At 40.1% G+C, this 26,974-nt stretch carries 16 protein-coding genes; 12 read left to right on the top strand and 4 right to left on the bottom strand.

All coding sequences use genetic code 11. The features are described 5' to 3' along the window. Positions 1–107 precede the first annotated feature (107 nt). The 4 genes from pmbA (at position 108) to EOK74_RS09835 (ending at position 7,967) form a co-directional block, all read left to right on the top strand. The gene (gene pmbA / locus EOK74_RS09820) at positions 108–1,433 is read left to right on the top strand and encodes a metalloprotease PmbA (protein WP_133469830.1); all 1,326 of its coding nucleotides are present in this window, start codon (positions 108–110) and stop codon (positions 1,431–1,433) included. A 399-nt stretch (positions 1,434–1,832) separates the two neighbouring features. Beyond that, positions 1,833–4,046, top strand: a complete 2,214-nt coding sequence (locus EOK74_RS09825) for a glycosyl transferase family protein (protein ID WP_133469831.1) — start codon at positions 1,833–1,835, stop codon at positions 4,044–4,046. Next, complete coding sequence (locus EOK74_RS09830; RefSeq protein ID WP_133469832.1) at positions 4,043–7,075, top strand: NfrA family protein; 3,033 nt, start codon at positions 4,043–4,045, stop codon at positions 7,073–7,075. The genes EOK74_RS09825 and EOK74_RS09830 overlap by 4 nt, the downstream gene beginning before the upstream one ends. 52 nt (positions 7,076–7,127) lie before the next feature. Further along, positions 7,128–7,967, top strand: coding sequence for a DUF4434 domain-containing protein (locus EOK74_RS09835; protein WP_166638748.1), 840 nt, complete (start codon positions 7,128–7,130; stop codon positions 7,965–7,967). A gap of 15 nt (positions 7,968–7,982) precedes the next feature. Here EOK74_RS09835 and wecB read toward each other — a convergent pair whose 3' ends face one another. Then, positions 7,983–9,110 carry a non-hydrolyzing UDP-N-acetylglucosamine 2-epimerase gene (wecB, locus tag EOK74_RS09840; RefSeq protein ID WP_133469834.1) on the bottom strand — a complete coding sequence of 376 codons (1,128 nt, stop codon included), beginning with the start codon at positions 9,108–9,110 and terminating at the stop codon, positions 7,983–7,985. 114 nt (positions 9,111–9,224) lie between these two features. Next, on the bottom strand, positions 9,225–10,352 hold the full coding sequence (locus EOK74_RS09845) for a hypothetical protein (RefSeq protein WP_133469835.1): 1,128 nt from the start codon (positions 10,350–10,352) through the stop codon (positions 9,225–9,227). 263 nt (positions 10,353–10,615) lie between these two features. Here EOK74_RS09845 and EOK74_RS09850 point away from each other — a divergent pair, with 263 nt between their 5' ends. Together EOK74_RS09850 and EOK74_RS09855 are read left to right on the top strand one after the other, a co-directional pair. Next, complete coding sequence (locus EOK74_RS09850; RefSeq protein ID WP_133469836.1) at positions 10,616–11,155, top strand: hypothetical protein; 540 nt, start codon at positions 10,616–10,618, stop codon at positions 11,153–11,155. Positions 11,156–11,188: 33 nt separating this feature from the next. Further along, positions 11,189–13,510 carry a bifunctional diguanylate cyclase/phosphodiesterase gene (locus EOK74_RS09855; RefSeq protein WP_133469837.1) on the top strand — a complete coding sequence of 774 codons (2,322 nt, stop codon included), beginning with the start codon at positions 11,189–11,191 and terminating at the stop codon, positions 13,508–13,510. A gap of 106 nt (positions 13,511–13,616) precedes the next feature. On the opposite strand, the gene EOK74_RS09860 is transcribed toward EOK74_RS09855, so the two are convergent. Then, positions 13,617–16,319: a winged helix-turn-helix domain-containing protein gene (locus EOK74_RS09860; RefSeq protein ID WP_133469838.1), complete on the bottom strand. Its 2,703-nt coding sequence runs from the start codon at positions 16,317–16,319 to the stop codon at positions 13,617–13,619. Positions 16,320–16,534: 215 nt separating this feature from the next. Here EOK74_RS09860 and EOK74_RS09865 point away from each other — a divergent pair, with 215 nt between their 5' ends. From EOK74_RS09865 to EOK74_RS09890, 6 genes are all read left to right on the top strand, one after another. Continuing rightward, the gene (locus EOK74_RS09865) at positions 16,535–18,805 is read left to right on the top strand and encodes a TonB-dependent receptor (RefSeq protein ID WP_133469839.1); all 2,271 of its coding nucleotides are present in this window, start codon (positions 16,535–16,537) and stop codon (positions 18,803–18,805) included. 78 nt (positions 18,806–18,883) lie between these two features. After that, positions 18,884–20,965: a hydantoinase/oxoprolinase family protein gene (locus EOK74_RS09870; RefSeq protein ID WP_133469840.1), complete on the top strand. Its 2,082-nt coding sequence runs from the start codon at positions 18,884–18,886 to the stop codon at positions 20,963–20,965. After that, positions 20,955–22,610: a hydantoinase B/oxoprolinase family protein gene (locus EOK74_RS09875; RefSeq protein ID WP_133469841.1), complete on the top strand. Its 1,656-nt coding sequence runs from the start codon at positions 20,955–20,957 to the stop codon at positions 22,608–22,610. Before EOK74_RS09870 ends, EOK74_RS09875 begins: the two co-directional genes overlap by 11 nt. 13 nt (positions 22,611–22,623) lie before the next feature. Continuing rightward, the gene (locus EOK74_RS09880) at positions 22,624–23,160 is read left to right on the top strand and encodes a peptidylprolyl isomerase (protein WP_133469842.1); all 537 of its coding nucleotides are present in this window, start codon (positions 22,624–22,626) and stop codon (positions 23,158–23,160) included. A 9-nt stretch (positions 23,161–23,169) separates the two neighbouring features. Continuing rightward, positions 23,170–24,495 (top strand): MFS transporter, encoded by a 1,326-nt coding sequence (locus EOK74_RS09885; RefSeq protein WP_239024072.1) that lies wholly within the window; start codon positions 23,170–23,172, stop codon positions 24,493–24,495. 37 nt (positions 24,496–24,532) lie between these two features. Next, a complete protein-coding gene (locus EOK74_RS09890) occupies positions 24,533–25,531 on the top strand; it encodes a zinc-dependent alcohol dehydrogenase family protein (RefSeq protein WP_166638749.1) in 999 nt (332 codons plus the stop codon). Positions 25,532–25,625: 94 nt separating this feature from the next. Here EOK74_RS09890 and pepQ read toward each other — a convergent pair whose 3' ends face one another. Continuing rightward, positions 25,626–26,945 (bottom strand): Xaa-Pro dipeptidase, encoded by a 1,320-nt coding sequence (gene pepQ, locus EOK74_RS09895; RefSeq protein ID WP_133469844.1) that lies wholly within the window; start codon positions 26,943–26,945, stop codon positions 25,626–25,628. Between the last annotated feature and the right edge of the window lie 29 nt (positions 26,946–26,974).

Consider the following 26,974-nt stretch of genomic DNA (forward strand, 5'->3'; position numbering starts at 1 on the left):
CCCCCTATGCAAGAATAAACTACTCAGAAAATCAATCAACGCTCAGCCAATCCATTGTTTCGAGGCGGAGTTTTGAAAAATAGCGGTAGCCAAATAACGAAGGTCTCATGCAACAACAATTAACAGAAATTCAAAACATAGTAGAAGACGTATTAAAGCTAGCAAAACAGAAAGGTGCAACTCAAGCCGAAGCCAGCATGTCAAAGGTAGAAGGTATAGCAGTCTCTTCTCGCCTAAAAGAAGTCGAAACCGTAGAATTTACTAACGACGGCGGCTTAGGTATTACCGTTTATCAAGGCCAAAAAAAAGGCAGCGCTTCTACTGCAGACTTGTCACCAAAAGCCTTACAACTTACAGTTGAAAAAGCCATAGAAATAGCTAAACACACCAGTGACGACCCTTGTTCAGGCTTAGCTGATAAATCATTAATGGCCTTTGACGCACCCGACTTAGACTTATTTCACCCCATTGAGCTAGATACCGAAAACGCCATTAAACAAGTAATAGCAGCTGAAGCCAGTGCTTTAGCAGCTGATGAGCGCATCAGCAATTCTGATGGTGCATCCTACAATGCCAACTTGGGCGCCAAAGTTTATGGGAATAGTCACGGCCTTAACGTTGGCTATAACAGCAGTCGTTACAGCTTAAGCTGCGTCGTCATAGGCGAACAAGACGGAGATATGCAGCGTGATTATAGCTATACAGTTGGCCGCGAAATATCATCGTTAGCTAGCCCAGAGCAAATTGGTAAGGAAGCCGCTAAATTTACAATAGATCGCTTGGGAGCTCGTAAAGTAAAAACCTGTAAGGTCCCAGTATTATTTGATCGTGAAATTGCCTCGGGATTATTCGGTCACCTAATCAGTGCAATTAGTGGCGGCAGCTTATACAGGCAATCATCGTTTATGCTAGACAAATTAGGACAGCAAATTTTACCAGACTGGTTTGAAATTAACGAAAGACCTCACTTGTTAAAAGGCTTAGCCAGCTCTCCATTTGATCATGAAGGTGTAAAAACCCAAGACATGAATGTAATCAGCGAAGGAATACTCAATCATTACCTATTAACGAGTTATTCCGCCCGCAAACTCAAGATGCAAACTACAGGACATGCTGGTGGCATCCATAACTGGTTTATCAAGCACACAGGTGAATCAGACCAAGCTTTACTGCAAAAACTAGGCACGGGCTTACTTGTTACCGAACTCATGGGACAAGGAGTTAATATTGTAACGGGTGACTATTCACGTGGTGCCGCGGGCTTTTGGGTAGAAAATGGCATCATTCAATACCCAGTTCACGAAATCACTATCGCCGGTAACCTAACCGACATGCTCAAGAATATAGTCGCAATAGGTTCTGTACAAGAAACCCGCGGAAGTATCCACACCGGTTCAGTGCTTATTGACGAAATGCAAATTGCTGGGGAATAGCTTTATTTCATAAAACCACAATAAAATTAAAGAGATAGCTTTTGAATTATTAAATAGTTTGGCATAATTTTTCAATTAAAGAGAATAATTCATTAGCTATAATTTTGCTAATTTAGGCTGCTCAGTACACACCTGTATTGATTTCATTGTTCTTTGCTAGATTCAAACTAATGCACTGCCTAAATATTTGTAAAACTCTGTATTTGGTAGCAGTTATACTTAGTGTTAGTTAACTATCTAACATCTCAGACAAGTAGATTGCCGAACCTGTTAGCTTCAATGAATAATATAGTAATAAGACATAGCTGACATGTAGTCACTGTAGATTTAGTTTGCCTAAAGTTCATGGATTGTACATTTTTGGCCATATAAAATAGGCATTAGGCCTTTGAATCCTAAATGAGTTGGGTAGATATATTTGCGAATTATCTGTTCGCGCTGCGTTATATAGCCGTTGTCTTGATGGTATTACTGTTAATCTCCGCTGTAGATGATGTGATCATCGATATATATTATTGGTCTCGCAAAGCTTGGCGAGCTATATTTATATACCGAAAGCGCCCCACATTTGATGAAAAATCCCTATTAAAAGCCAAAGAGAAGCCCTTGGCGATTATGGTGCCCGCTTGGGAGGAAGTCGGCGTGGTAGCTAGGATGGCAGAATTTACTGCAGCCGAGTTAGATTATGAAAATTACCAAATATTTGTTGGCACTTACCCAAACGACCCAGCTACGCAAAATGATGTTGATCTAGTCTGTAAACAGTACCCTAATGTCCACAAAGTTGTTTGTGCTCGTCCTGGGCCAACCAGTAAAGCCGATTGCCTGAACAATGTCATAGCCTCTATCCTATCTTTTGAAGAAAAAACCAAAGTTAAGTTTGACGGTTTTATCATCCACGACGCTGAAGATGTTGTATCAGCCATGGAATTAAGACTTTTTAACCATCTATTAGAAAATAAAGACCTTATTCAATTACCAGTTTATCCCTTCTCCAGAGGCCCCCTTCACTTCACCGCAGGGCATTATTTAGATGAGTTTTCAGAAATGCACGGCAAAGATATTATTGTACGTGAATCTTTTGTCGGCCAAGTACCTAGCGCCGGAGTCGGCACCTGCTTTAGCCGCCGTGCGATTATCAAACTAACCGAAGAAGGGGATGGCTTACCATTTGATATTCAATCTTTAACCGAAGATTACGATATTAGCTTTAGGATGAAAGCTTGGGGCATGGAAGAAATATTTGTGCGTTTTTCAGTCACTGATAAAAAATATGCGCGTTATGCTGAAAAGTCCATAAGTAGAAATAAGCGAGACGGAAATGTAGTGTGCGTAAGAGAATATTTTCCTAAAACACTGAGCACCTCAGTGAGGCAGAAAAGCCGTTGGATAGTAGGCATTGTTTTTCAAGGTACCCTAGTACATAAATGGTCAAAGGATTGGAAACTCAATTACTTTTTGTGGCGAGATCGCAAAGGAGTGATCGCACATTTTCTTAGTTTTTTAGCCACCTTAATTTCGCTGCAAGCAATAGTCATCTGGCTTTTTGAGCACACAACCCAAGACGGATACCGATTCATGTCTATCTTCATGGATGATGAATTAACTGTTTTATTAATACAAATAAACTTCTGCTTTTTTGTAAACCGCATAATACAAAGGATAATTTTTGTCAGAAGATACTACGGTATGCTCGAGGCATTGGTTAGCCCATTTAGGTTAGTTTGGGGGAATTTAATAAACTTCTTGGCAAACTGTCGGGCAATCAAACAGGTAATAGCCCAAGGTGGAAACCCAAGAAGGGTTGCTTGGGATAATACCGATCACGAATACCCCACTGTCAGCGAGCGGGTCTACACGCAATCACTAGGTAGTATTCTCAAATCAAAGCACCAGGTAACTGAACAACAAATTACACTAGCACTAGAAAAACGTTTACCAGATGAAAAATTAGGCCAGTCTCTGATCCGTTTAGCCTTTATTGATATGGATACCTTAGGTGAAGCACTAGCTGAACAAGCTAGCAAAAAGTATCAGCGAATAGCACCTTTCGATATTGCAGACGACATCATCAAATTGGTCCCCAAAGACATAGTACTTAAGTATCGCATACTCCCTTTAAGGGAAGAACAAGACCAACTTATATTAACGGGGGAAAATAGGTTATCTCCCGTTGCTCTAGCTTCAATTGAAAGGCAATTAGACAGAAAAATAGAATATCAGCTGTGCCAACTAGGCGCTTGTACCGTAGGCATTAGATACCACTACCTAGGTGATGCAGAAAGTAACCCAACAGCAAAAATCAAACAAAAAGTTGCAGCTGGAACCTTAACCAGTGATATGCAGCAAGTCATATTAGACCAATACTACAACTCTCAAATTATGTTTGGTGATGCCCTACAACAAGCTGGCTTCATAGAACCTGCGGTATTCAATCAAATTATTTTAGGGTTTGATTATTCTAGTCAACTGCGATTAGGTGATTATTTAGTAAAACAACAAATAATCAGTGAACAAGTTGTAAAAGATATTATTGAGCTCCAAAAATCGAGGCAGCAAAACATCGACTCTCTTATCTCCCATTATGAAAACCTGCAAGGAGAGAAGGAATGAGTTATCGAGCGAGCCAATCTCTTACGGTTATTTTGTTACTCTTATTTGTCCCTACTACTCTTGCAAAACTGACCGATTATCAGCAATTTGTATCTTACCCTTACCTTGAAAAAGCCTATCGTTTGCAAGCTGAAGGTAAGTACTCTTCTGCCATTTTAGAATTAAAATCTGCCATTGAATTTGCACCTGAGCATCAACCCTATCAAGTATTACTGTTTGAATTACTGTTAGCGAATGGTCAGACTAACGAAGCGTTTGCTGTCTATTCTGCAATACCAAAAGATTCAAGAGGTACCTTACTAAGCCGCCTAATCGAAGCTCAAATTATTGACAATAACTTAGATTTAACTGATGAACTTAAGCAATTAATTGAAGATACTCCACCACAACAACGTCAATACCATTATCAAGTTGTTGCATCTAGACTCATTGCAAAAGGGCAAGACTCTTTAACATATGAATGGTTAAGTGAAATTGACAACCTACCTCCAGAGCTACTAGAGGTACAAATGAGATTAGCGAACAAATTAGGGGAGTTTGATGAAATCGAGAAATACTTTTTACAAATTCCATTGGAGAACCGCACTGCAGATGCTGAACGCCTTTATGCGTTGACATTACTCAAGATAGGTAAAACTCAAGAGGCGCTTAATTTTGCCCAAGAAGATCCAAAATCACAGCTTAGTTTTGATATTTATTATCAATATTTACAGGCTAACATCGCCGCTAGCAATATACCTGAAACAAATACTGCCTTTGCATGGATAGAAAAATATCATCAGCTGAATTCCAGCTTATTAGAACAAAAACTTGAACATGCAATACACTCCAAAGATAAGGTCACAGCCTTTGCAGTCATGTCACATCTTCATAAAAGCTGTCAAAAACGTATTGATCTTGCCCTATCTTTTAATTGGATAAGTAGAGCAAAACTGGATTTGCTCAGCTGTGAAAACACCATGCAACAGGAATTATGGTTAAGCTATGCAGCAACACTGTTAAGTAATCAACAATTGCAGAATCTCATCACCAGCGGAGCCAAGTACTCTAGATCCATATCTAAAATACTCATTTCAAGATATGTAGCACAGCAAGAATATCAACTAGCGGTCAATCAAATAAATCAAGCAAAACTGGCTGATAGCTACATAGAAACTCTAGCTTTTAGTTATGAAAAATTAGGGCAACTAGATTTAGCAACAAAACAATTCATAGCGTTATACCGTGATGCTAAGGATGACCAATATTTAGACACTGCTAGCTTCCTTTTGCTCAAACAAAATAAACATACAGAAACCTTAGCGCTGCTAGAAAAACGACTTATTGCAGCCCCCCAAAGCATGCCCCAGAATTTAGTTGAACGTATAAGTCAGCTCTACCAACAGCTACCAAACACACTCACCTCTGTAGCCATTGATAGCTTAGCCAAAGTTAGTTTTTCTCAAGATACAGTCGCAGAAATGTTAAGGCTTAATCAAGATTGTAATAGTGCAGTTGAGATCTTGACTCAAGCTAATATAAATACAGCCCTGAGTTGGACAACTCGAGCACTGTGTAGTGCTAACGAAGACCCAGCACTAGCATTGCAATATTGGCAAAAATCATATGAGCTAACACCAAGTGATGAAACATTGCGAGCCATAGCATATGCACAAGGTAACTTAGGCAAACATTCAGCAGCAATAGACAGCCTAGATAAACTAGGTGAACTGAACTGGAATCAGGCTGATTTTCTGTATTTAGCGCAATTGTATTATCAACAACAAAACTATCAAAAAGCCCAGGAATTCTGGCTCTTAGCAGAGAATGATACTGAGACTTGGTTAGATTTTGGTATTGAGCTAGCAATTCAGCAAAAGCAATACACTAAAGCCCAAGCTTTATCGACTCAACTTATTAACCAAAGAAATGAATTTAATGAACAGCAATGGGCCAGACAAGCCATTATTTATCAGGGTACAGGGCAAAAAAACAAAGAAATACGAGCTTGGCAAAATGCCACTGAACTCGCTCCTGAACAAGAAACCTATCAACTATCTTTGGCATATAGCTTAATTGACTCACAACCTCAACAAGCCTATAAAATTCTTCAAAACCTGTCTGAGAGAGAGGCTGAAATAGACACCATAATATGGCAACAATTAGGGTATATCGCAGCCAAAAATAATCAACAAGATGCCGCCATCCATTATGTAAAAAAAGGAATAGAAACTAACACCCAAGGTAGTGAACCAAAAACAGCAGAACTAAACTGGAATATGCATCAATATTATCGAGATTTATCTCAAAATTGGCATTTCAGTGCAAGTTTCTCTCAGGGGAGTGGTGCCATATTAGGGGAGGTGTTTTACGAAAATAGTAACTTAGGGGTAGATTCGCTTCCGACCAACAATATTAGCAGCAGAGCTGAATACTTTTTTAACACTACTAATAAAAAATGGTCTGTATATGCTCAACTATCAGCCAACGGTAGTGACTCTCGCCCATTGAGTGATTGGAGCCAAGAACTCGGTGTTAGTTACAAAATATTTGATCAACACAATATAAAAACAAGTTTAGGGGCGCAACGCTTTGTATCTGGTGACTGGGAAGCCATAGTTCGATTAAATGGTAGCTTGTTCGATCAAGGAGAGTGGCGCAATGGTTGGCGCTTTGAGGAAGCTTGGTGGCAAAGACTGTTCTATTTTGATGTCTTATATCTTCCGAAATCAGAACAATTATTAGGTTTGGCCAGGTTTGACATTGGCCATACAGAAGCCCTAAAGACTTCATCCAAGCAAACTATAAGCTACTATGGGTTGGCTCAATATGATTTTCGTAGACTGGAAATTGGCCCACAACGCGCTCTATCTAGCTATAATCAAAGCTCATTAGGTTTAGGATTAAAATGGAACTTGTATACCACACCAGATTTTTACTACGATAGAGTGCATTCATACAGCTTAGCTTTAGAATGGAGGCTAACGGTTTCAGGAAACCTGACCAATGACAATCATGGCATATTTGTAATTGGTAGTTACTTTTACTAGGATGAAACCCACCAACCTCATCTTGCTTTCTTCCTTTAACAAATGTCTATTTGTGCTGTTAGTTTGCTTTAGTTTACATTCTCATAAGACATTTGCTAATACCATATTTTATCAACCCTTAAGCCAGGACTCGCTCATAACAGCTCCTCAATGGAATGCATTACTTGATAAGGTTTATGAAGAAGGTTACCGAGAAATCGTGATCCAGTGGACCCAATACGGTCCTACTAACTTTGTCACCGAAGGCAATTTCTTAAAAGAAGTACTCACCATAGCTGAAAATAAACATTTTCGTATTTGGCTAGGGCTATACCTACCTGACGACTACTATCAAATAATGGGCAATAATAAGCCTGATTCTAAAGAATATTTCCAAAAAGTATTATTAGAAAATAGCAGGCGAGTTAGTTTATTAGAGGTTTTATCTTTAATTAATGAGGATAGCTTTGCTGGCTGGTATCTCCCAATGGAGCTTACCCATGAATACCTAAAATCTCCCCCTAACCAAAGTCGGACAGACCTGAGCTATGCTTTACAATCCTTCATTTTGACCATTGATGAAAATATAGCCGTTAGCTATTTTCTATCTGAGAGCACACCACTCAAAGCCGCTCTTTTTGACATAAAGCAATTAACTAACATGGGGTTTAAGTTATGGCTACAGAAAGGTAATGGATTAACAAAAGATACGATTGCCCATCAAGTAATCGCAAAAACTGGATGTAATATCGGCGTTATTTCTGAAAATTTTCTGCAAACATCTGCAAATAATGAAACCTTTACAGCTAAAAAAAATCCCAACTTAGGCCCTAGTGATAACTCAAAACACTGTCAAAAATCTCTGACTTTTTCACTACGATATTTGCCATATAGTCCATTACCCTTAGGCTGAAAGTTGCTTAGAGGCCTAGCATTGCGAAACAATGACTTCGGTAATTATTTTACAGGCCCTGCCATCACCATAGGGGTTGTGTGCAACTGACATTTTTTTGTAGGCTTCTTTGTTATCTAACAAGTTAACAGTCTGTTCAACTATACAAGCTAATTGAGTCCCCACCAACTTCACAGTATCAGCTTCAACCGCTTCAGGGCGCTCGGTGGTAGTACGCATCACCAACACCGGCTTACCCAGAGAAGGGGCTTCTTCTTGGATGCCACCAGAGTCAGTTAAAATTAAATAAGATAGATTCATCAAATAAACAAAAGGCAAATAGTCTATTGGTTTAACCAAAAACACGTTAGTCACATTACCAAGAATACGCTCAACAGGCTCTTTCACATTTGGGTTTAAGTGCAGCGGATAAACAATTTGCACATCATTTCGCATAGCTAGAGCCTTTAAAGCTTGGCAAATATTTTCAAATCCTTCACCAAAACTCTCTCTTCTATGCCCAGTTACCAGAATCAGCTTTTTAGTTGAGTCCAAAAAATCGAACTGCTTAGTCAAACTTTCATTAAGCTTAGTATTAGTTTTTATAAGATTGACAACTTGTAACAAAGCATCAATAACAGTATTACCTGTTACAAAAATAGTATCTTTATTGATGTTTTCTTTAAGTAAATTTAATTTTGACTGCTCTGTAGGGGTAAAGTGAAGCTGAGTCAAAGCGCCTGTTAATTTGCGATTTATTTCCTCAGGCCATGGGCTGTATATATCACCCGTTCGCAAGCCAGCTTCAACATGGCCAACTGAAATTTTTTGATAGAATGCGGCTAGAGAAGCTGAAAAGGTAGTAGTTGTATCACCATGAACTAACACTAAATCTGGTTTAGCCTCGGCAAATACAGTTTTTAACCCTTGCAGAGCCCCTACGGTTATATCAAACAAATCCTGTTCAGGTTGCATGAGATTGAGATCGTAATCAGGCTTGATTGCAAATAAACCAAGTACCTGATCAAGCATTTCTCTATGCTGTGCAGTAACACAAACTTTAACATCCAACTTTGAATGTTTCTGCAGCTCTAGCACTAATGGAGCCATTTTTATGGCTTCGGGACGGGTACCAAATACCAATAATATCTTCTTAAATTTCATTTCTTAGAAAGCCCTGTGGTACGGCAATGAGAGCCTAAAATAAAGTGATTTCCATTACACTTTTGAGATTGTTAGATAAAGAACTTAAAGGTAACTAAACCTAATTAATATTGATTATCGACCTATAGGATCAGCAATTAAGTCATGGATTTCATTCAGCGAAGGTAATTGATGAGATTCTTGATAAAAAAGTCGATTGAGCCGCCCTAACAGGTTAACAGTTCGTGATGGGTCATGGGCTTTACGCCTATGGTCACTTGCTGTTTGTAAAAACTCCCAAGGTTTCAAATCTAACTCTCTAATCTGTTCATTAGTAACTTGTTGATCACGTATGGTGCTTAGAATACGTTCTGTTTTACTTTCATTAATAGCTAAAGTCACATTTGCATAGTTATCACCCATTGGCCCACCAATGGCTTCGATAGCATAATTAATAGCAGACCATACTTGGTCATGTTCAAGTCGCACACCCGCGGGTGCGTAATACCCCATAACCTCCCATTCCAGTTCTGCATTTCCAACAGCAATAGAACTTTCTGTCAGTGGCGAATATGAAAGATCAGGCATTGACCCAATATTATAGGCATCAACCGATAGCCCAATATTAATGGCAATATCCCCCATATTTTTCTTATCTTGATAGATGGCTTCAAAGGCAGCTCGCTTCACTCCCATCCATCCATGTACGATTGGTTTTTCGGCTGCAAACAAACGAATATCATCGGGTAAGTCTTCACCATATTTATCTATAAACAAAGGTGAAGGGTCTTGCTGCAAATTATCATTCGCCACCCAAACTTCATATTCTTGACGATTATCAGCTTTACCGCGACTTTTAATACCATACGACAGATTTAAAGGCCTACAAATACTTCTATCTTCATCTACTTTGTGAAAAAACTCTGACCGAAAGCGTTTAATAAACGGTGCATCTAATCCAGCAATGGCAGCTGTAGGGTAACGAAACCCAATGTCACTATTATTAATGATATACAAACCTTGAACCTGACGCTCTAGGACATGCCTCACGCCTCGCAAATCACGATAATTATTTACTACAATGCTGCGCTCTGGCTCGATTGTAAGCCTTCGGCCATCCTCAGTCACAAACTTAGGGGTTTTATGATAATCGTAATGGGTTAACCCTAAACTCTGAGCATAAGTGTTTCTCACAATTGCTAACTCTGCAAAGAGGGTGTCATGATTTCTGATATGTTTGAATAAGGGTCTGTGCCGGGCCATTTAAAAATCTACGGTTGTACTTTCATTAAAAGAGCTATGACGTTTATATGAGGTTTAACGCTGAAATACAAGAGCCAATAACTTGAAACTAAAGCAATACTTTGAGTCTTTACTCAATCAATAGACTAGATGTTTTCAACTTTTAAGTATTAGAATAAATACCAAGTAAATTCAAAATTTAGCGATTTTAATCGGACAGTGATATGGTAACCATAATAAGACTCATTCTTAATAGTATAAAGATGGGCAACTAAGAGAGAAAAATGAAAAAAGGCCTAAAGTTAATAGCTAACTTACCCATTATTTCACTGCTAATAATGGGGCTATTTGTAGCAAGCAGTAGTCAAGCATCATCGGTATACCAGCTTGTAACCGCTAAAAAGATCAATCAAGGATTACAAACTCAATTCCCTGTAATTCGTTCTTTTAAAGGCATTAGCGCCACTTTTTCAGAGCCAGAGATATTAATCAACGTACTTGATAAGAATATCAAACTAATGATGACGGTAACTTCGGGTGAAAACCCGAAATTCATAGCAAAAATTCGTTTTAAGGGAAATTTAAAGTTTGATTCCTTTACTGAGGCCTACCAATTTGAAGAGCTATATGAAGATAAGTTCAGTATAGAGAGTAACACTTTTGAAAAACCAGAACCTATTATCAAAGCCATAAAGCAAAGCTTAATAAATTCATTTGATGATATAGTTTTATTTAACTTGGACGAGATTAATGGTTTTGCACCAAAGCGGGAAGCTGACGAAATTGTAATTTTAGCCAAGCAGCTAAAATTTATATGGTATTAACGCAATCCTAACGATGTAAATAAGGATAAATAGTTGGCTAGAAAATCCCTCAATAAAAGTATATTTCGACTCGTGGTTGGTCTAATTGTATTCACTTCAATTACATTATTTTTAAATGTTTGGCTGGCAACAATAGAGCAAACCCAAAAACGCCTTGATACAGGATTAGAGATTGGTCAAAACGTACTAGAACGAGTTTTAAAAAGTAGAGAGGATTTGCTCTTTACCTCTGCCCATGTACTGGCCGCTGACTTTGGCTTTAAGCAAGCCGTTGCCTCTAAGGACAAAGGTACCATAGACAGCGCCTTGAAAAACCATGGTTCGAGAATAAACGCTGACCTTATGGCCCTTGTCGCTCTAAACGGTAAGACGATAACCAGCGCTCCAGAAATATTAACCCCAGCCAAAAATTTTCCATATAAGTCTGTATTCAATGACATTGTAAAGGGTGGAGGCGCTAGTGTATTAATGATGCTAGACCAGCAATTATACCAAGTAATAATGTTAACAGTTGATGCGCCAAGGCCAATCGCTATAGCATTAATTGGCTTTAAACTAGATATAGCCACTCTGCAAGAGTTAACAGCAATAACTAAATTAAACACTAGCCTTCAAGTAATTAACGATAACCAAGAAACCTATCAGATTAGTACCCTTAGTGCTCCTCAGATGGAACAAGCCTTATCACAAGTCGAAACCCGACCATCTTGGTTATCTATCACTATTTCCAATGATATTCCCTATATTTCGAGACAATTCATACTCGCCGATGAGTTAGGCCATAAAACTGTTTTAACCTTATCAGAAGAGGTACAGAAACTATTTTCGGACTTTAAAGACTTACAACTAAGGTTATTTATAACCGGGACCTTAGCCATTTTACTTGCTAGTTTATTAGGGGCATTATTTTCAAATCGAATGGCAAAGCCATTATCCTTATTGGCTACCAAGGCAAAAGAAATTTCAGTAGGAAATTACTCCAATCCAATCGATATGCACTGTTCAACCGAAGAAGTAAACCAGTTATCAGAAGCGTTTACTTCAATGCAGGGTAATATTCAATTACGGGAAGAAAAGATCACCTTTCAAGCCCGTCATGACAATTTAACTTCATTATACAATCGCCAGTTTGTAGAGACCCTTATAGAAGAAAAGTTTAAAACTGGTAGCTCCTTCTTAGTTATTGGTATCAATATTTTTGGCTTTAGGGGCATTAATGATATTTTTGGCTACCACAATGGAGATAAATGCTTAACTGAACTTGCCCAAAGACTAAGCAATTTTGGTGGCATATCTGCACGCTTAACTGGCGGTGAACTACTTTGGTTGCCAGATGAAATTCCTAGTGATGCATTTATTGTAGCAATGAAATCTGAGTTAGAAACCGCAGTTAACATTGGCGAATTCAACATAGATCTTAAAGTTGCATTAGGCTTAATGACATGTCCTAAAGATGCAAAAACCCCTGAAGAAATATTCAAAAGTATGAATATAGTGTTAGATGAAGCCCAAATAACACGACAATTTATTTTGCCATTTGACCCTAGTTTAGAGGCTAGATACTCAAGACGCCTAGCTATCATTACCGAGCTAAAAAATGCCCTTAAAAATGAAACACAAGAACTTACTCTTAATTACCAACCCAAATTAAACACTAAAACAGGAAGAGTCACCCATGTTGAAGCTCTAATTCGCTGGACCAATAAACACTTAGGTTTTGTATCCCCTGAAGACTTTATAGCCATTGCCGAACAAGCAGGGTTTATTCAACATGTTACCCAGTGGGTGATAAAACAAGCCATAAATGATGCCGCAAAATTTTATCATGGAGGATTCCCTCAATCAGTGGCTATCAACTTGTCAGCCAAAGATATTATGAACTCAGCTTTACTTACACAAATAGTTGAGCTAATAGACGCTCGTGGTCTACCCAGAACGAGTGTTTCTTTCGAATTAACAGAGGGAGACTTAGTTAAAGACCACGCCAAGGCGATTGCGCATATGCAAGCTTACCGAGATGCTGGATTTGAGCTTGCCATTGATGACTTTGGCACAGGCTATTCATCAATGGCCTATCTACAGAACTTACCCGTTACTACCTTAAAGGTAGACAAAAGTTTTGTATTGAACTTACATGAGCAAGAAGGCGATAAAAAAATTGTACAAACAGTTATTAATCTTGCACACAGCTTTGATATGAATGTGGTGGCTGAAGGCGTAGAAAATCTCGAATCCTTACACCTTTTAGCCAAGTGGGGATGCGAACTAGCCCAAGGCTACTACATTTGTAGACCAATCAAGGCAGATGATTTACTTGTATGGTTGGATGAAAACAAAGATAAAAAATGGTTGTAACAAGTTAACATCTATAGAAAAGCAGTTACAAGTTATACCTATATAGACTGATTTGGCGGGAGTTTAAGGCAATTTAGGCAAGATAGATGATTACTGCTCTAGTGGGCTAAATCAAACCTAGACTACGTGCTCGATTAACTGCACTGATCCGCTTATCCACATCAAATTTTAAGAATATATTTTTTAAGTGAAATTTAACTGTGTTATTTGTCATTTCTAAGTTTCTAGCTATTTCTTTATTTGACATGCCTTTAGCCAGCTCATGTATAACGTCCATTTCTCGCTTACTTAACCAATCCTCAGAACTCATTGCTGATCGCATGAAATCTAAATGCGCACATTGCAAGATACATTTTTTTAGGAAGTTGATTTCCATAAAATTGTCTGTTGAATCTGCGTATTGCTTCACTGTTTTCTCCATCAACGCTAAAGAGGTAGGGAACACAAAGAAAGGCGTTTTTATCGATTGTGCAGTAGCGAGTTTTGCAGCCTGCAAAAGCGTAGCTATTGCAGGTTCTATTCGATCACACTTAAAGAACAAGGTCGCCTTTAACACTAACAATCGAATAAGATACATATTTGCATTAAATGACTGACTCAATGTTATACATTTATCGATTTTTGGCATTATCTCTGAAATTTCATAGCCTTTTAAACTCGCCACCCCCAGTGCAAAAGTGGTTTCGCATAAAGGTAGCCAATTAATTGGTGCTTTATCCTTGTCCTCCACTAATAAGTCACTTTGTATGTTATCGATAATTTGCAACGCCTTAGCTTTATCGTTAGAACTCAAGGCCATGGTAAGGCCAAAAGGCATAGACAATTGCTCTAAGCGGACTATTTGTCGTTTTTTTGCCGCTGACGTAAGTAAGTCAATAAGGTCTTCGGCAAGCTCTGTTTTCTGAAAAAGTCGCACATGCTCTACAAGCGATATAAAACCCGCTGCATATATCTCAAACCAGCCATCTGTATCACACGCATTGGTCAACAACCCTAACATCTGTTCAGCATCAAACTGTTCGGGAGAACACCAAAAACTTAACGATTGTAAGTTGATATCACAATTAGTTTTTAAACGACTATCTATACCAAAGTTTTCTTTAGCCATATTTGCGGCCTCTGAAAGATACTCTTGGGCTAAATCTAAACAGGCTTTATGCAATTCAATCTGCCCAAGATGTATATATAAATAGTTTTCCCCAAGAATTGAGCCCGCCTTACGCATATCTCGTAATCCTTCTTTCGCTGCAATATGCGCTTGTGTAAAATCCCCCTGTGTAATAGCACTTAAGGTTCGTTCTGCACGTAATACTGCGATACCAAGGAAGTCATTCTTATCCCAGCTATCAATCAACTCCTCCAAAGAACAAAACTCAAACGGGTCAGTGAAATCATCTTTATAAATTCTTAGAAAGTAACTAACTAAATAGTATGTTCGCTTCAACTCTGGATGTTGCTGTAATTCCTGTTTAGACGGCCTACTCTTACTAAACCGCGCATCTGCTTCCTGAATATTTCCATCTTTCAAGATGAAATAAATATAGGCCATATGAACCTCAGGGTGGCGCTCAAGGTCTTTTGACGAAAAATTACGGAGTAAGGTTCGCATTAAACTTACGCCGCCGTATAGAACTAACTCCCAGCCACCCGCTCCCAAAAATAATTCTGCGGCTCTATCAACATCTCCAGACAATCGAGCATGCTTGATTGCTTCATTAAGATTATTAGCTTGCTCGAACCAATGAGACGCTTTGTTATACAACTCCGGTATTGCATCTTCATCATCTCTTTTTAGACGAGTCAATAATAATTCGGAAAACAAATGGTGATACCTAAACCATGTTTCTTCTTTATCTAAGGTAACAATCAATGACTGGATATTTTTAGACTCATAAATAAGTTGAGATACGTTTTCGATCCCAGTAACGGCTTTGGCTAGACTGCCATTGAACTTATCTAGAACAGACGTGAGTAATAAAAAACGTTTTTCTAATTCAGTGGAGCGATCAAGGATTTGTTCAGTAAAATAATTAACGATATATTGCTGCTTGCCACTGAACAAACTAACAATTTCTGTTTCCCCCTTATTAGCCACTGTTGCCAATTGAATGGCAACGGCCCAGCCTTCTGTTTGTTCTAATAAAGTGTTAGCGCTTGCCTCACTAAATCCATCACCAAGGTAATCTCTTATTTCTTGCAAGCTAAAACAAAGTGATTGCTTGTCCACCACACACGCGCTTCCATTCACAACCCTAGAACCAATCTGCAAGTCTGGTTGAGAACGGGAACTAATTATAATATGTAAATTGTCAGGGGCATGTTCAAGTAACTTTGTAACAAAATCAATGATTTCAGGGCACTCAGCTTGATAGAAGTCATCCAAAGCGATGAAGGTGTGACTACTAGTATTAACTAAGGCCTGCACCATCCTCGATAAAATGGCATGAATAGATAGCTCAATTAAGGATTGCTCCGCAGCAAATCGCAATGTACCCATATCAACGCCAGCACTATCTAATGCAATGATCACGTAACTTGCAAAACGTTTCACATCAGAATCTGCATAATCAAGAGATAGCCAAGCGACAATATCATCTGCGTGAATACGATTTTGGTACCATTGCCCCAGTATCGATGACTTACCGAATCCAGCAGGCGCAATAATTAAACCTAACTTATATCGGCTAGCTTCCTCTACCCGCGATAACGCCTCACGTCTGTCCATCAATGACGATGTAGATTTAGGGGGAGTTAACTTTGTCTCGAAAAACCAAGCTTCGGTAGTGGAGTTTTGTTGCGGTTTAGCCATAAGGTAATTATTAGGCACTTTCTAAACACTCATTACACATCAAAGGGGGGAATTTGGCAATTTATTTGTCGCAGTTCCCAACCTACTACCCCCCAGAGTTTATTTGCCCCCCCTTTTGGGTAGTTGTTCCTTATGATGAAGATTGCAATACTCAAAACGCAATAATTTTGAAGGTCACCGAACAAAGTAATGACAAAAAATAAGAGAGAAAACACATGCTAACAAAAACAAAATTTACTAGGTTAAATTCACTTTTGAAAATGTCAGTTGCAGCGGCACTTTTACCCGTTTCTGCGCATGTCACCGCTCAAGAAGCAAGTGAGACTGAACAAACCGAAGAAGTCGAACGAATTGTTGTTGAAGCTAGGGGAAGAAAGGAAACGATCATAGAGGTCCCTTTATCTGAAAAGTATTTTTCTGCTGCGGACATTTCTGATGCCAGAATTAAAGCGGTAGATGATTTTATCGGCTTGACGCCAGGCATTACCATGGCCAACTCTCAAGATGCAGGTACAAATTTTATTACTATTCGCGGAGTATCTCAGGTACGAAATGGTGAACCACCTGTCGCAGTAATAGTGGATGGTGTAATACAAACCAATGCACGAGGATTTGATCAGGGGCTATTTGATTTAAATAGCATTGAAGTATTGCGCGGCCCACAAGGCGCTTTGTATGGAAGAAATGCCACCCAAGGTGCCATTATTATCAACACCCAAAAACCCACAGATTACCTTGAAGGTTATGTTGAAGCGGGTATTGGCCGAGGGGACGAGTATAAAATTGAGGGTTCGGTTACCGGTCCAATTAGCGAAAATGTGTTATTTAGATTATCGGGGCGTTATTACGATACTGACGGCATCTTTAATAACGTGACGACTGGCCAAAATGTTGGCTATAAAGAAGAACTCAACCTGCGCGGTCACTTAAGTTTTATCATGAGTGATGACCTGACGATCGATTTAAGAGCCAGTTATACAGATACCACTGCTGATGCTCTACAGTTCACCTATCAAGGCGTTTCAACCGATCCAACGACTGGCGAAGTAGATGGTTTTACCGGCATTGCTGACTCAAATGTAGTGCAAAGAAGGTTGTCGGCCAATAACCTAGGCTTTGATCAGCGTGAGATTGGCCAACTGTCTTTACGGGTAAACTATGAGACTGATTTAGGGGTCTTACAGGCAGTATCATCCTACGATACTATCGATCAAATAAACGGTGGTGACCAATTTCCTTATACAGCCAACACCACAGCTAACCCGGGGATTTCTTTCTTTGATGGCACTCAGACACAGTATGTAGATGTGACTACCTTAAGCCAAGATATTCGTTTTGTATCTAATGATGATCAAGCTTTTAAATGGATGGTTGGTGCATACTACTTAACCACTGATCGCTTTATTGCATCAACCACAGGGCTAGATTACGGCAACGGTATTCTTTCTATTATGTCTGACCCGGAACTTGGCGGCTCAATCAACCCCACCAGCACCTTTGCCGCAGACGATAACGACAATACTGCCTATGCCGCTTATTTTAACTTTTCCTATGATATTACCGAGGAACTTGAATTTTCTTTTGCTGGGCGATATGACAAAGATGAAAGAAAACAAAGAGTAGATCCTTTACAAGGTGGTTATGACGCAGACGGCAATTTTGCTTTTGCGATTGGTGAAGCGGGCGCTATAAACAAAGCGACCTTTTCTCACTTTCAACCGAAAGTCAGCCTGCGTTATTTACTCAGTGATGAAGCATCTATTTATACTTCTTGGGGTGAAGGTTTTAGAAGTGGTCAGTTTAATCAAAATGGCGTGGGTGAAGCTGCAGAATTACTTGGCCTAAGTGGGATCCCAGATGTGTTAGACCAAGAAATCACTGAAACAGCAGAAATTGGTTTTAAAGCAGACTTCCTAGGAGGGGACTTAAAAACAGCAGGATCTTTGTATCAAACCTCTGTTGAAAATGCTCCTTTCTTTGTCTTTGTGGGTGATTTAGGCGCGCAAGTATTAGTCGGTATTGAAGAAGTCGATATTAGCGGTGGTGAAATCGAAGCGACCTATGCATTCACTGATGACCTGTCAGGTTATTTTGGTTACGCGTTAGCTGATAGTGAGGTAAAACAATACAAGCTTGATCCCACTGCTATTGGAAACAAGGCTCCTTATGTTCCTTCATCAACTATTAATGCCGGTATTCAATACAGAACAAGCATGACAGAGGGATTGGATTTTTTCAGCCGCGTAGATTACGAGGCTAGAGGTAAACAATTCTGGGATCCAGCCAACTTAACTGAACGCGACACGGTTAACTTAGTGAATGTACGTGTTGGTGTAGAAGATGCTGAAGGACTTTGGACCCTAACAGCCTCAGTCAACAATCTACTTGACGAAGAATACAACGCAGAATACGTGACAGGCGGCTTTGCATTTGCCGCACCTCCTGCTATTTGGCGTCTAGATTTTAGATATAACTTCCTAGACTAATTTACTCTCCAATCAAAACTCGAAAGGGGCTTGACGCATCGCTCATCGCCCCTTTACAGCCACTAATAGGTTAAATATATGAAGTCAATCCGAGCTGCCAGCGACATTGGCGGTACTTTTACAGATTTGGTTTACTACACCGTTGATGAAAAAACTGGTTTAGCCACCAATATTCAGACAGTAAAAACCCATACAACGCCGTCAGAGTTTCAACAAGGCGTGTTAAATTCCTTTGAGAAAGCATCCATTGACATGCAAGAACTTGCCTTCTTCGCACATGGTTCAACAGTCGTCATTAACGCGCTAACCGAAAGAAAGGGGGTCAAAACTGGATTTATTACTACCCAAGGATTTCGTGACGTCATCGAAATTGCAAGAGGTGACAGACCTGATTTTTTTAATATTCAGTATCAAAAACCAGAGCCTTTCATCCCTAGATATTTGCGTCAGGAAATTGAAGAGCGGATGGATTACAAGGGGAATGTGATTACCCCCCTCAATCTTGAACAACTGCTGCCCATTATTGAACAGTTTAAAAAGGAAGGCGTAGAAGCAATCGGCATTTGTTTTTTGCATAGCTACATTAATCCCGAACATGAACAACAAGCAACGGCATACATTCAGCAAATTTGGCCTGATGTAGCCATAGTTGCATCTCATAATATCTCCCGAGAATGGCGAGAATACGAGCGTTCTAATACCGCCGCGTTATGCGCATATGTGCAACCCATTGCCGCAAAATACCTAGACAAAATGCAAACAGCATTAGAAGAACAAAAATTCGATGGGTCCTTCTATGTGATGCAATCAAATGGTGGCATAGATACGGTAGAGTCGGTTAAGAAGACCCCTATTTCTATTGTGGAATCCGGCCCTGCTAGCGGTGTATTAGGTGCAGCATCCCTAGGAAAGCTCATTGGCGAAGAAAATATCATCGCTTTTGATATTGGCGGCACCACAGCTAAATGTTCGTTAATCGACAATGGACGCGTCAATATCACCAATCAATATATGATTGAAAAAGACCGTTTATCTGCTGGTTATCCTCTTATGACGCCAGTAGTGGATATTGTAGAAATCGGTAATGGAGGGGGCTCTATCGGTTGGGTCGATGACTATGGAAAGATGCATGTGGGGCCACAAAGTGCTGGCGCATACCCTGGCCCTGTCGCCTATGGAAATGGGGGAACAGAGCCGACAACTACAGATGCAAATTTAATGTTAGGTCGAATCAATCCAAATTACTTCATTGGTGGTGAAATCAAAGCTGACATGAAAGCCGTTCAGCAAGCATTCGAGGTATTAGGCAATAAATTAGGTCTGAGTGCCATTGAGGCAGCCAGAGGCATTATCCAAATAGCTAACCATAATATGGGCAATGCGCTAAAGCTCATATCTATTAACAAAGGGTATGACCCCAGAGACTTTGCACTTTTAGCCTTTGGTGGCGGAGGCGCAATGCACGCAGCTATGTTAGCCGATGATCTCAATATACCCAAAGTCATTATTCCAGCTAGTGCTTCGGTGTTTTCAGCATGGGGGATGCTCATGTCAGACTTGCGCAGAGATTATATTCGTACTCAACCTATGGCATTAGATGAAAGCCAAATTGAAACAATCTCAACGACTTTGGATAGAATGCGTGAAGAAGCAGAATTGGCCTACCAATCAGAAGGGGTAGACAGCCAAGATATCTATTTCGAACAACTCCTTGAAATGCGCTATGTCGGACAAGAGCATACGGTACAGGTAGATGTACGAGGCAATAAACTCAGTAAACAAGACTTGAGTCATTTAAGAGACGATTTCAATCAGGCCTACAAAAAGAAATTCACCTATCAATTAGCTAATCCAATCGAACTTGTCAGCTACAAAGTCACGGCTTACGCCAAAGTAGAACGACCTGAGCTCGCCAAAATTAGTACTAATGGCAACATCAGTGATGCGATAAAAGAAACACGTGTTGTCGACTTTGATGAGTTGGGTCAACTACCTACCCCTATTTACAATCGCGATTTATTGTTTGCAGACGCCTCTTTTTCTGGCCCTGCAATCATCGAAGAATCAGGAAGCACCACAGTCGTATTACCAAATCAACAGGTCCGTGTAGATGAATATGGAAACTTGCATATAGAGACAGGAGCAAATAATGATGAATAAGTCTATAGACCCCATTACTACAGAAATCATCCAAAGCTCGATGAAAGCGATAACCGATGAAATGTTTGTGACCATGCGAAAAACTGCTATGAGTTCTGTTATCTATGAAGTTCTCGACTTTGGTGTGGCTATGTTTGACGCAAATGGCCAGCTCGCCAGCTCCGGATCAGGAATCCCCGGCTTTATCGGTATGTTGGAGCCAGGCGTGCAATCCGTTATGGAAAAATTCGATGAAACCATGATTGCACCAGGTGATATTTTTATTACCAATATTCCTCACAAAGGGGGAGTCAGCCATTTAAATGATGTAGTGTTAATACTCCCAGTATTTTATCAAAGCAAACGAATTGGTTGGCTAGCCAACAAAGCCCACTGGGTGGATGTTGGCGGCTCATTTCCAGGTAGCATTAGTGCAGAAGCAACTGAGATATATCAAGAAGGGCTGCAATTACCCTGCGTAAAAGTCATAGCAAAAGGAGAATTAAATCAGGCCGTGCTCGATATTATGATGATTAACAGCAGGCAGCCAGAAACCACGCAAGGTGACTTTTGGGCAGGCGTGGCGTCAATGCGAGCAGGAGAAAAGCGCTTTCTCAACTTGGCCAAAAAGTATGGTGTTGATGCCCTAGATTTTGCCATAGCCGACTATATTGAACTTGCAGAGAAAATATCTAGAAATGCACTTGCTAAATTGCCAGCGGGCACCTATCAGGCAAACGAAGTCACTGATGACGGACTCGATATCAAAGCGACCGTCACCATTACCCCAGAAGAATTTATAGTTGACCTAACGGGTAATCCTCCACAGCAGGCCAACGCATTGAATGCTTCCTATGACGCGACTATGGTCGATTTACAAATGATTTTTAAAGCCATTGCTAGCCCACAGACATTTGCTAATGCAGGCTCTTTTAAGCCAATTAAATTGTTGGTAGATGATAATTCAATGTTTGCTGCTAAATATCCGTCAGCGATGAGCGTTTATTACGAGACCAGTATTATGCTGTTTGATTTAATTTGGAAAGCGCTAGCGCCGGCCATCCCTGAATCCTTAACGGCTGGCCATTACGCTTCAATATGTGGCACCTTCTTGGGTGGTCCTCATCCAGATACAGGCTTACCACTGAGCATAGTAGAGCCTCAAATTGGAGGATGGGGCGCAAGCCGCAGTCGAGACGGTGTGAATGCACTATATACAGGTTACCATGGGGATACATTTAACGTCCCCGCAGAAGTAACCGAGCAACGCAATGGGATCATGATCGAGCGTTTGGAGTTAAATGATGAACCGGGTGGAGAGGGCGAGTTTATAGGCGGCAAAGGGATCAAGCTTTACTACCGTATATTAGCTGACAACTGGTGGATAACTATGGCCTATGTGCGCTCTTGTGTTGGCCCATGGGGCTTAGACGGCGGGCTAAGAGGCTCACACAATTACATTAATGTAGTCAAAAAAGATGGTAAAAAAACACGTTATCGGATTTGTACTGCCTTACAGCTTAATAAAGGAGATGTAATTGAAGTATTCACTGCCAATGGTGGTGGGTATGGTAAACCTGAAAATCGGTCGTTAGACGCTATTCAAAATGATTTGAAAAACGGCTACATCACGCCGGAGCGGGCAAAAGAAATCTATAAGGTTTAAAAAGATACAAGTCATGAATGTTAAAATTCACCACATTAAAGTATCCACGAAAATAGGCAGCTTTTGCATTCAGTTGAATGCAAAAGAGGCCCCTCATACATGTGAATATTTTCAGAATATTATTCACAATAATAAACTGGAAGAAGGTACGATATTTAGGGTGCTAACCGCCCAAAATCAAACATCTGAACCGCGTATTCACGCCTTGCAGATGGGGAGTCATAATGCATTGTCAGAGTTTCGTTCTCATATTCTCCATGAACATACAAAGATGACAGGGTTAGCTCATCGCAAATGGAGTGTATCTGCCGCAAGGTATGCGCCAGGCGAGCTTTACCAAAGTTTTTTTATTTGTATGCGAGATGAGCCTTGTTTGGATTTCCAAGGTGAACGACATCCAGACAAACAAGGGTTTGCATGCTTTGGAGAAATAGTCAGTGGGTATGATGTAATTGAAAAACTTTACACCCAAGCGGGTCAACAAGAAATCCTCAATCCACCTATCAAGATTGAGAGCTTTCATTTAACTGACTCCATCAATAAGAAATAAGTAGGCACTATGTTAAATAATAAGACCAACAACACCATGCAACATTCAATAAGTGAGTGGTACACAAAAATTTTGTTTAATCGGGCACATTTATTAATAGGCCTGTGTCTTTTCGTCACATTTGCCATGGAATCTTGGGAAATGATGATCCTCATTTATAACAGCGCAGAGATAGCCAAAGAATTCAATCTGACCACCACTCAAATTGGTTCGTTAATCTCCGCCCTATTCCTTGGCATGATACCCGGTGCGCTTATTTGGGGGAAAGTAATGGGGGTTATTGGACGTAAAAAATCCCTTATTTTAAGTATAGGTTTATATGGCATTTTTCCTCTTATCAGTGCCTTTGCTAGTTCATTTGAAATGTTATGGGCAGCACGCTTTATGTGCGGCATGATCCTAGTAGGAAGCCTAGTCATTACCTTCCCTTATTTTGAAGAGCTAGTACCTGTTGCCTCTCGAGGCCGAGCCACAGTGTATTTGTCGTCAGGCTGGCCTGTTGGTGTGCTCATTGCCATTGGCATTAGTTATAGTCTGGAGTCAATGGGGTGGCGCGTTATTATTGGCATGGGTACATTAACTTCACTTTGGGCATTAATGATTTGGAAATTTGTCCCTGAGTCACCTTATTGGTTAGTTGAAAACAATGATAAAGAAGGGGCGGAGAGTGCCTTAAAAACATTGTGTAACGGGCAGTTTGTTGAGCCAAAGGTAATATTAGAAACCGCACACACTAGTGCGTCAGGTACATTTTTAGATTTGTTTAAAGGGGTGGTAGCTAAAACCACATTTTTACAGCTTATTATAAACTTTTGTTTTTCATGGGGATATTGGGCAATGGCCAGCTGGATGCCATTGCTGTTGAGTAAAAAAGGACTAAGTACCCCAGAAGGACTTGGCTTTCTGGCTATTTCAGCACTTTTCATGTTTCCCGGTTATATATCGGCAAGTTACCTAACAGGAAAGTTTGGTAGAAAAAAGATCATGATGACCTATGTATTCATGTCCGCCGTAGCAGGGCTTGCACTAGCTAATGCCGCTACTGTGAATGAACTATATGTATGGAACTTCACATTATCATTCTTTAGCCTAGGCGCATGGGGGGTTTGGAATACATGGGTAGGAGAAATTTACGACACTCGAAATCGAGGCAATGGCACAGCAGTAGGGGTCGTCTCTCAGCGCATCGCTAACTCTATAGCACCCTTAGTTATTGGTTCAATATTAGCCAGCAGTAGTTTTACTTTTACCGTTGCGTTTATTTCATTGTTTTTCATTCTTACATTAATCACCACGCTATTTTTAGAAGAAACTGAAGGTGTTTCCCTTAAATAAATACCACTGGAACACATATAACAATTTAGGAATGATTATGCCAAGAGAATGGGTTATTGATAAATATGTAGGTTACGAAGGCCTGCGTTTAACAGAATGTAATATTGAACAACCAGGGGCAACAGAAGTGCGATTAAAAATAGAAGCCTTCGCCCTAAACTGGGGAGACAACGACTTGATGAACGACCGCTATTCTTTTAGCTTTTCATCGCTTCCCGCCCGAGTTGGAATGGAAGCTGCCGGCATAGTCGAAGCAGTAGGAAGTAATGTGAAGGGAGTGACTACTGGTGAGCGATATTGCACACTCCCCCATTTCTACGATCGTTCTGGCGCATCCGGCGAGACGCTCATCATTGATCAAGCGTACATTACTCCAGCGCCATCGGGGTTAAGTGCCGTCGAAGCATCTTCAGTATGGATGCAATTTATGACCGCTTATTTTCCTATCGTAGAGCTTTGCAAAGCCGGACCAGAAAAAAACATTTTCATTCCTGCCGGTACAAGCACTGCGGGTTGGGCAGCGATTCAAATCGCGAAATTGCAAGATGCAACCGTCATTACAACAACGCGTTCTCAAGCGAATGTGCAATATCTGTATGACGCCGGGGCTGACCATGTATTTGTTGATGAAGGCGGAGATATTGAGCAATATTTGAAAGAAATCACCCACTCGGTTGGTATTCATGGAAGTTTTGATCCCGTGGGCGGCAATTTTATGGAAAGATACGCCAATGCGATGGCCAAAGGAGGCATGTTGATTTTATATGGGGGGTTAAGTGGTACCTACTCCCACCCTCCATTTTTACCTATGATCCAAAACAGTTTGTGGTTTCATGCGTACTCTTTGTTTAACTATGTGGAAAACACCGAGAGCTGCGAACGAGGAAAGGCTTATGTATATGAAGCCTTAAAGTCTGGAAAGTTAAAACCCAAAGTAGATAAGGTATTCCAAATGGAAGAGTACATTGAGGCTTGGAAGTACCTTTCATCTAATCGCTGTAGTTATGGTAAAGTGGTAGTAAAAACAGGGCTTTGATCCGTCTAAATTGGTTAAACTCTCAATCTGAGATTTAAGATAAGAAAGGCCAATTACTTGAGTGTATTGGCCAAAACTAACAACCACCATGATATTAATTTAAACCTAGCTCACGGGTCATGTTTTCGTTTTTATCTCTATGCACAATTATGTTGTCCTCAATCCTGATCCCGCCGCACGGGCGAAGACTATCGACCACATCCCAATTAATGTACTTGGAATTTTCGCTACCTTTTAAATCTACCAGTAAACTGTCAATAAAATATAACCCTGGTTCTATAGTAAAGACTTGCCTAGATTCAATAATCCTTGTGGTTCTTAAAAAAGGATGGGCAGCAGGTGAAGGGTTTGGGGTACCTCTGTCATCAGACACATGGCCTGCCACATCATGTACCTGTAGACCTAAGAAATGCCCAATTCCATGGGGGAAAAACGTACTGACAATACCTTGCTCTAAAACACCAGCAGAATCTAAATTAACAATCTTAAAATCCGTTAAAATTTGGGCAATTTTCTGGTGAGCACTCTCATGAATACGGGTATATGGCAAACCAGGCTTTAGCTCATCCGCTAAAGCTAAGGTCACCTTATCCATGCCTTTGATAAGCTCTGCAAACAGATTATCTTGCTGACAATATGTGCGAGTAATATCTGCTGCATAGCCATTAAAGTTAGCGCCTGCATCAATCAAAAATGACTTTAAATTCTGAGGAGGGTTAGTCGCAAGTTCGGTGTAATGCAATATTGAAGCGTTCTTATTTAAGGCCACAATATTATTATAAGGCACCTGATTATCTCCCTGCCTTACGGCACATAGATAAGCTAAATTAATATCAAATTCACTTAACCCTTGATCAAAGGCTAGCTTGGCAGCTCTGTGCCCATCTACGGCTATACGGTTTGCTTCACGCATACATTGCATTTCATAATCTGTTTTATAAGCCCGCTTATAATGCAAATAATGCATCACTCTATCCGGGTTAACCAACTCGAACCCTAGTGCTTTGGCTACTTCTATATATTCACCAATATAGGCATATTTTTGCTTATCAAAAGGTAAATGCTTCTCAACGGCATTGGCATGAGTTAGTAGCACAATATCAAAATGCTCAGCCCAAAAGTCATTAGGCTCATCTGGCACCTTATGCCAAAAATCTTTAGGGCGATAAAACACTAATTTAGGTTTATCGACCCCATTTACAATCAACCAACAATTTGGGTTATCAATTACAGGCAACCATGCCTTAAATTGCGGGTTTACTTTGAAAGGATAATTATTGTCATCTAAAAACAAACGCTTACTTTGCCCTGAATGGATAACTAAGCCATCTATGCTTTCTCTTTGTAGGGCTTCCTGTGTTCGCTTTTGTAATTCAGCTAGGTGACTAGGGTAAGTCTGCGCAAATAAAGACATAAGTTACTCTCGAAAATAAATAATAGGCT

Source organism: Paraglaciecola marina (assembly GCF_004360155.1).
Taxonomy (GTDB): Bacteria; Pseudomonadota; Gammaproteobacteria; order Enterobacterales; family Alteromonadaceae; genus Paraglaciecola; species Paraglaciecola marina.

Excerpts from the sequence above, each read along its gene's own strand:
- wecB (WP_133469834.1), bottom strand. The coding sequence starts at position 9,110 with ATGAAATTTAAGAAGATATTATTGGTATTTGGTACCCGTCCCGAAGCC.
- EOK74_RS09845 (WP_133469835.1), bottom strand. The coding sequence starts at position 10,352 with ATGGCCCGGCACAGACCCTTATTCAAACATATCAGAAATCATGACACC.
- EOK74_RS09860 (WP_133469838.1), bottom strand. The coding sequence starts at position 16,319 with ATGGCTAAACCGCAACAAAACTCCACTACCGAAGCTTGGTTTTTCGAG.
- EOK74_RS09890 (WP_166638749.1), top strand. The coding sequence starts at position 24,533 with ATGCCAAGAGAATGGGTTATTGATAAATATGTAGGTTACGAAGGCCTG.
- EOK74_RS09865 (WP_133469839.1), top strand. The coding sequence starts at position 16,535 with ATGCTAACAAAAACAAAATTTACTAGGTTAAATTCACTTTTGAAAATG.
- EOK74_RS09850 (WP_133469836.1), top strand. The coding sequence starts at position 10,616 with ATGAAAAAAGGCCTAAAGTTAATAGCTAACTTACCCATTATTTCACTG.
- EOK74_RS09830 (WP_133469832.1), top strand. The coding sequence starts at position 4,043 with ATGAGTTATCGAGCGAGCCAATCTCTTACGGTTATTTTGTTACTCTTA.
- EOK74_RS09875 (WP_133469841.1), top strand. The coding sequence starts at position 20,955 with ATGATGAATAAGTCTATAGACCCCATTACTACAGAAATCATCCAAAGC.
- pepQ (WP_133469844.1), bottom strand. The coding sequence starts at position 26,945 with ATGTCTTTATTTGCGCAGACTTACCCTAGTCACCTAGCTGAATTACAA.
- pmbA (WP_133469830.1), top strand. The coding sequence starts at position 108 with ATGCAACAACAATTAACAGAAATTCAAAACATAGTAGAAGACGTATTA.
- EOK74_RS09880 (WP_133469842.1), top strand. The coding sequence starts at position 22,624 with ATGAATGTTAAAATTCACCACATTAAAGTATCCACGAAAATAGGCAGC.
- EOK74_RS09870 (WP_133469840.1), top strand. The coding sequence starts at position 18,884 with ATGAAGTCAATCCGAGCTGCCAGCGACATTGGCGGTACTTTTACAGAT.
- EOK74_RS09825 (WP_133469831.1), top strand. The coding sequence starts at position 1,833 with ATGAGTTGGGTAGATATATTTGCGAATTATCTGTTCGCGCTGCGTTAT.
- EOK74_RS09885 (WP_239024072.1), top strand. The coding sequence starts at position 23,170 with ATGTTAAATAATAAGACCAACAACACCATGCAACATTCAATAAGTGAG.